Below are 6,960 nucleotides of genomic sequence, written 5' to 3'. Positions count from 1 at the left end.
GCCGACGTCAGCGTCGCCCGTGCAGCGATGCTGCCTGCGGTGACCCTCGGCGCGACCCTGGGTTCGGGCGCGTACAAGGCCGACGAGATCCTGCGCAGCCCGTTCTACACCCTGACCTCGGGCCTGGTGGCGCCGATCTTCAACAACGGTCGTTTAAGCGCCGAACGCGACAAGGCCCGCGCGCGCCAGGATGAGCTTCTGCAAATCTACCGTGGGGCGATCATCAACGGCTTTGCCGATGTGGAAAAAGCCCTCAGCAGCATCAGCCGCCTCGACCAGCAACGCCAATGGCAAGCCGAAGAACTGCAACAGGCCCGGACTGCGTTCCAGATCGCCGAAAGCCGCTACCAGGCGGGCGCCGAGGATTTGCTCACAGTGCTGGAGACCCAACGCACGTTGTACGCGGCCCAGGACTTGGACGTGCAGCTGCGGCTGTCGCGCCTGCAGGCCAGCATCGCGTTGTACAAAGCCTTGGGCGGTGGCTGGAATAGCGGCACCTGATAAACGAAACTCCAGTTTCGTACACGATCCGTTTAATCGCCTTACATTATTAGACCCAAGGTCCTTGGTAAAAAAGCCGACTTCACACGGCTTCCCGGGACCTTCTAATGAAATCCAGCGTTGTTGGAAAATGCCTGGTCTGCCTCGGCGGCTGGCTGATCGCACACCTGGCCCTGGCCGAGCCGTTGATCGCGCCCACCGCCATTGATTGGTTACTCGATTGCCCCTTCCCGGTGTTCGAGCAGCTCGACCCCGACGTACTCGCCCGTACCCAATGTGGCCTGGTGACGGTGCCCCGCGACCATGCCGCCCCTGGCCGCGGCCGCCTGCGCTTGAGCGTGACACGCGTCGGCGCGCGCGACCCGCTCAACCGCGAGGGCGTGGTGTTTATCCAGTCCGGCGATCCGCGTACGGCCAGAAACACCACCTTTGCCCTGCATCTGGCCGGCCGCTGGGAGTCTTACGCCACCCCGGCGTATCGCATGCTCGTCGACCGCTACGACATGATCGAACTGAGCAGCCGCGACCTCAAAGGCAGCGACGCCCTCGAACAGGCGGCAGAGGATATGGAGTATGTGCGCGGGCAACTGGGCGAGTCCCGGCTCAACTACGTCGGCAATGCCGACGCGGCGCGCCTGGGCAACCGCTACGCCACGCTGTTTCCCGAACGCATCGCACGCATGGTGCTGGTCAACGCCGGGCGCGGCGAACCGAGCGCGTCCGGCGTCGACTCGCTGCTGCTCAAGGAACCCGCCCAGGCCACGGCCGACGGCTGCGTCAGCCGCTGGCTCGGGGAGTTTCTGGCCTACGGCAAACAGCCTCCGGCGAACACCCGGTGTCTCGACCGTGGCGGCTGGGAGTGAGCCGTACCGGATCTACCGAAGTTCGATCACTCTTGATTCACCCCACAACCCAATGTGGGAGGGGCGGTGCGACGATTCGACTTGCCCCCGATGACCATAAGTATCTACACAACTCAGCAGCGCCCAACCGTAACCACGATGCGCAGCGAGTCGCTCTTGCTCTTGATCTGCTTTTGATCTTGATCTCAGGCGCCCCGTTAAACCACGCTGGCCGAACGCAGGCTTGAATCCGTGGGCAACCCGGCAGGACGCCGGGTTAGCCGCCCCGCGCCATGGATGGCGCGTGGTGGCGGCCCACGGATTCAAGCCTGCGTTCGGGCACACCGAGCCTAGGCGAGGTGCCGAGTGGTGGGGCAAGAGCGTTTTGCTTACTTTTGCGCTTTTCAAAAGTGAGCCGCCGTCAGGGCGGAACCCTAAGTGGCCGTGACCGCAGAAACGGATATGTACTCGATCTGATCCAACATCCTGGTCGGCCCAGAGGCCGCCATCGGGGGCAAGCCCCCTCCCACATTTGCACTGCATTCCAATCAAAAGATGCCTGCCCTAATAATAGCTATCTACCGCCTCCCGCCGCTCCAGCAGGTATCAACTGTCCAGCGTACTCAACCTTCCGGCGGCCTGATAACCGCCAGGGGTTTCCCGACTGAACAGAGCGATCCCGATGGTCCCCCTTAAATACAAAGACTTGCTGATCAACTTCACTAACAACTTTACTCACCTCTGGAACAACCGGCGTCGCGAGGATGGGCATTTTGGCGACGCGCCCGCCGGTGTCTGGCGCCCTCGCATACCTCCGAAGCTGGCTGGCTACTACCCGATCGGCGACAGGCTTGAAGATAATTTCAACACCATCGACGGCGTCCAGGCGATGCCGGTGGTCGCCGATGCCAATGGCCCCACGGGTACCGCCTTGAAGCCACCCACGGATTTCGAACGGGTATGGGCCTTTGAGCAACCGGGGCACAACGTGTCGATCTGGCGCCCGGTGCCGCCTGAAGGCTATGTGGCAATGGGATTGGTAGTTGGCAACGGCCTGCTTGAGCCTTCCGTGAATGCGGTTCGGTGCCTGCGTGATGATCTGCCGGTCACGTCGCACATCGACGAACTGCTGTGGAGCGATCGAGGCACCGGCGCACCCGGGGATTTTTCCGCCTGGAGTGTCAAGCCGCCCACTGCGCCACCGGCTGAAGTGTATTTCAGCGCCGCCACTTTCATGGGCCAGCCGGGCTATGCTCGACCGTTGGCCAGTCCCCCCGTGCATGCCCTGCGCGCACATATGCTGATTGAATCGACGGCGCCCAGCGTCGCCCCCATTCTGCACAGCTACGCCAAGCCTTCAGCGTTCGAAAAAACCACCACGGCCTATGTCACCCAACTGCCCTGGTTCACTATCGAAGACCCCGACCTGACCCCTATGGAACAGTTGACCCAGACGCCCTACTACCAGTTGGAGCGCAAGGATTACTACGTGTTGCTCAACCACGCGCATAACAACACTTCGACCGTACAACGCTATAACTGGGCGAGTACCCGCATCGAAAATGGGTCAACCACCGAGAGCACCTCGCAGACCGTCGGCACAGAAAGCAGCGTCGAACTGCAATTCGCCAGTTTCTTCAAGGCCTCTGCAAAAATCAGCCTGAGCGTCACCCATGTCAGCACGCAAACCCGAGGCTGGGCCAAATCCGAAACCTACACCGTCTGGTGCACCCTGGGGCCTCACAAGGCGGTGGCGGTCTACCTGATCAACAGCGACTATCGCCTGCTCAGGGCGGATGGGCGCCAGGTGGGCCAGATGTATACCCGAAGCAATGAAAACAGCCTGTACTGGAGCGAATACCCTGCGACCCAGGGCAATACCGTCAGGGTCAGCCGCTCCATAGCAGGAGAAACGTCCGCCGAAATTATCCTGCCCTGAGTGAACGCGCCACTGCGCTCACCCTTTGCCGCCAGTCGTCCTACAATGGCGCCGACTTTCCTTTGATTTCGGAACCGACATGGACATCGAGCTGGCACGCACCTTCCTCGAAATCACCCGCTGCGGCAGCCTCGCCGCAGCGGCGGAGAAACTGCACGTCACCCAGACCGCCATCACCGCACGGGTGAAAAACCTGGAAAACCAGTTGGGCAGTACGCTGTTTGTGCGCAACCGCGCCGGTGCCCGCCTGACCCCCGACGGCGAGGCCTTCGTGGTGTACGCCAACCAGTTGCTGCAGACCTGGGAAGCGGCGCGCCGCGACCTGCCGTTGCCCGATGGCTATCGTAATGTGCTGCATATCGGCGGTGAGGTCAGCCTGTGCAACCCGCTGATGCTCGGCTGGGCCAAGGCGCTGCGCGAGCATATCCCCGGGCATGCCCTGCGCACCGAAATTCGCGAGGGCGAATACCTGTTGCGCCAGTTGGAGTTGGGCGTGCTCGACGCCGCGCTGGTATTCCAGCCGCAGTACTGGCCGGGCTTGCAGGTGGAGCAGGTGCTGGAAGAAAAACTGATCCTGGTGCAACTGACAAGCCAACCCGAGCCGTACGTGTATATCGACTGGGGCCAGGGTTTTCGCCAGCAGCACGACGCCGCCCTGCCCGACCACGCGCGCGCCGCCGTGAGTTTCAACCTCGGGCCGCTGGCGTTGCAGTACATCCTGGAGAACGGTGGCGCCGGGTATTTCCGCACGCGCGTGGTGCAGAGCTACCTGGACAGCGGCGTGATGCAGCGGGTGGCCAAGGCGCCGGAATTCAGTTTCCCGACCTACCTGGTGTATTCGCGGGCGCGGGATTCGGCGGTGCTGCAGCAGGCGTTGACCTTGTTGCGCGAAGTGGTCAAGGCCGAAGGTGACTGGTCGCAGCGCTGGGACCCGCTGATTTGAATCACCCTGGGCCGGCGCGCATGCTAGCCTGCGGGTGTGTCCTCTTGCAGCCTTACCGATGAACAAGAAAAAGTCCGTCACCATCAGCGACATCGCCAAACGGGTGGGCATGACCACCATCACCGTGTCCCGGGCGTTGAGCAAACCTGACCTGGTCAAACCCGCCACCCTGGCGCGCATTCTGGAAGTGGCGCGCGAACTCGACTACGTGCCCAATGCCTTCGCGCGCGGGCTCAAGCGCAGTGAAAGCCTGATCATCGGCGTGATCACCGCATCGGTGGACAACCCGTTCTACAGCGAGATGATCAAGGCGATCTCCCGCGAAGCGAAAAAGCACGGCTACACCATCATGCTGGTGGACACCGATGAGCTCGAAGAACTGGAAAGCAAGGCCGTCGATACCCTGCTGGGTTATCGCGTGGCGGGGATCATCCTGTCGCCGGTCTCCGATGAGCCAAGCTACCAGCCCGACTATCTCGAGCGCCTGGGCAACGGCAAGACCCCGGTGGTGCTGCTTGACCGCACACTCCACGACAGCCCGTTCAGCCGCGTGGTGCTCGACAACTACCACAGCGGCATCCAGGCCGCGCATTACCTGTTGCGCCAGACCCCGGACCTCAAGCGCCTGCTGGTGCTGACCGGCCCCGAACACTCGCGCATCACCGTCGAACGCCTCAAGGGCCTGCGCGAAGTGCTGGCCGAGCATCCCCAGGTGCAGGTCGAGGTGCAGGCCGGGGACTACACGCTGATGCCGTCCTACCTGCACACCCTCGACTACCTCGCCGCGCACTCGGCGCCGGACGCGATCATGGGCTTCAACCAATTGATCACCCTCGGCGCCCTGCGCGCGTTGCGCATGCACAACATCGCCCACGACAGCCTGACCATCTGCGGCATCGACCGCCTGCCCTTCGCCGATATTTTCGGCGTGCCCATCGCCTGCGTGGCCCACGATGCGTCGCTGGCCGGCAGCAGCGCGGTGCGCCTGTTGCTCGATCGCCTGCAAGACCCGCACAAGCCACGGGACAAGGTGGTCATCGCCGGGCAGTTGGAGAACGGCTAACGGCTGGTATAGCCGCCATCAATCGGCAAGCTCACGCCGCTGATCATGCTGGCCGCATCGCTGAGCAGGAACAGCACCGGCAATGCCACATCCAGGGTGTGTGCAAAACGGCCCAGGGGAATGGCGGCCAGTGCCGGGTCGCGCTTGACCGGATCGGACCAGGCCATGGTCGCCATCGGCGTGAGGGTGACAGTGGGGTTGACGCTGTTGACGCGAATGCCGAAGCGACCCCATTCGGCGCATTGCACGCGGGTGATCGCATCGAGGGCGGCCTTGGAGGCGCAGTAGCTCAGGTGATCATCCAGCGCCACCAGCGAGGCCTGGCTTGAGACGTTGACGATGCTGCCGGCGATGTTCTCTTCGATCATTTTTGCCGCCACACGGCTGGCCACGTGCGCCGCAGCGCGGGCGTTGACCTGCATCACTTGGTCGAAGGCTTCGGCGCTGATGGCGGCGGCAGGCTCCAGGCGTGAAATGCCGGCGCAGTTGACCAGGCCGTGCAGCGCCGGCAGCTCATTCAAGGCGCGGTCGAGCGCGGCGCTGTCGGCGATATCCACGCTCAGGCTGTGGCAGCCCAGTTCGGCCAGGGCCTGGGCGTCGCGGCCCAGGGCGAAGACCTCGGCGCCACTGGCGATCAGCTGCTGGGCGATTTCGCGGCCGATGCCGCTGCTGGCGCCGGTGACGAGGATGCGCTGGTGAGTGAAGTCGAAAGTAGCCTGCATGAATATAATTCCCGAAACAATGGTGATCCCTGTGGGAGGGGGCTTGCCCCCGATAGCGGTGTGTCATTCAACACCGGGGGCGACTGTTACACCGCCATCGGGAGCAAGCCCCCTCCCACATGTTTGACCCTGTCGGGTCAGTTGGCCTGCAGGTTATGCATGATCGGTTTCAGCGCGGGATACAGCTTCAGGTACTCGGCAAACACCTGGTCGTAGACCGCGACATTCTCCCGCTTGGGCTGCGCCCGCAATGCCAACTGCACCCAGCCCTTGTCCATCGCCTCATCACTGACCAACCCCACCGTGTGCGCTGCCAGCAACGCCGCCCCCAGCGCCGCTTCGACTTCCTGGACGATGGTGTACACCGGGTAGCGCGTCACGTCCGCGATGATCTGCATCCACACATCCGAATGGCTCGCACCGCCCACCACGATCAAGCGCGGGTCAAGGGAATGTGCGCCCCGGGTGCCGGCTTCGATATTGTGGCGCAGGGCAAAACTCACCCCTTCGAGCACGGCGCGGTACAGGTGGATGCGCGTGTGATACAGGTTCAGCCCGACAAAACTGCCGCTGGCGCGGTCGTCCCACACCGGGCTGCGCTCGCCCATCAGGTACGGCAGGAACAACAGGCCCTCGCTGCCCGCCGGGATGTTCATCGCGCTGCGCTCGAGCAACACCAGGCTGTCCTCGCCGCTGGCCCGGGCCTGTTGCTCCTCGGCCTGGCAGAACTGCTCGCGGAACCAACTGACCGATGCCCCTGCGGTGATCGCGCCACCAAAGATGTACAGGTCGCGATGACCGTTATAGACGTGAGGCATGCTCACCAACCCGTGCTGCGCGTCCACCCGCTGGTTGAGGTAGCCCCAACACATGCTGGTGCCGATCATCGCCACATGGTTGCCCGGTTGGGTGACGCCCGCCGCCAGGGTCGCCATGGCCGCATCCACGCC

At 63.3% G+C, this 6,960-nt stretch carries 7 protein-coding genes; 5 read left to right on the top strand and 2 right to left on the bottom strand.

Annotated features, from left to right (window positions below):
• The 5 genes from BFP90_RS04510 to BFP90_RS04490 all read left to right on the top strand — a co-directional run.
• A partial coding sequence (locus tag BFP90_RS04510) for a TolC family protein (protein WP_176718009.1) occupies nt 1-501 on the top strand: 501 nt, incomplete at its 5' end.
• A 107-nt stretch (nt 502-608) separates the two neighbouring features.
• The gene (locus BFP90_RS04505; protein WP_065896075.1) at nt 609-1,364 is read left to right on the top strand and encodes a proteinase; all 756 of its coding nucleotides are present in this window, start codon (nt 609-611) and stop codon (nt 1,362-1,364) included.
• Between the two features lie 661 nt (nt 1,365-2,025).
• Nucleotides 2,026-3,282, top strand: coding sequence for a Vps62-related protein (locus BFP90_RS04500; protein WP_065896074.1), 1,257 nt, complete (start codon nt 2,026-2,028; stop codon nt 3,280-3,282).
• A gap of 79 nt (nt 3,283-3,361) precedes the next feature.
• Nucleotides 3,362-4,225 carry a LysR family transcriptional regulator gene (locus BFP90_RS04495; RefSeq protein ID WP_065896072.1) on the top strand — a complete coding sequence of 288 codons (864 nt, stop codon included), beginning with the start codon at nt 3,362-3,364 and terminating at the stop codon, nt 4,223-4,225.
• Between the two features lie 58 nt (nt 4,226-4,283).
• On the top strand, nt 4,284-5,288 hold the full coding sequence (locus tag BFP90_RS04490; RefSeq protein ID WP_065892579.1) for a LacI family DNA-binding transcriptional regulator: 1,005 nt from the start codon (nt 4,284-4,286) through the stop codon (nt 5,286-5,288).
• On the opposite strand, the gene BFP90_RS04485 is transcribed toward BFP90_RS04490, so the two are convergent.
• Both BFP90_RS04485 and BFP90_RS04480 read right to left on the bottom strand, forming a co-directional pair.
• A complete protein-coding gene (locus BFP90_RS04485; protein WP_065896071.1) occupies nt 5,285-6,010 on the bottom strand; it encodes an SDR family oxidoreductase in 726 nt (241 codons plus the stop codon). The genes BFP90_RS04490 and BFP90_RS04485 overlap by 4 nt on opposite strands.
• 137 nt (nt 6,011-6,147) lie before the next feature.
• On the bottom strand, nt 6,148-6,960 hold an 813-nt coding region (locus BFP90_RS04480), incomplete at its 5' end, for an FGGY-family carbohydrate kinase (RefSeq protein ID WP_256097454.1).

Origin of the sequence: Pseudomonas sp. 24 E 13 (assembly GCF_900004715.1) — a bacterium.
GTDB lineage: Bacteria > Pseudomonadota > Gammaproteobacteria > Pseudomonadales > Pseudomonadaceae > Aquipseudomonas > Aquipseudomonas orientalis_A.
The sequence above is the reverse complement of the archived record's forward strand: the minus strand, read 5'-3'. Positions and strand labels throughout refer to the sequence as shown.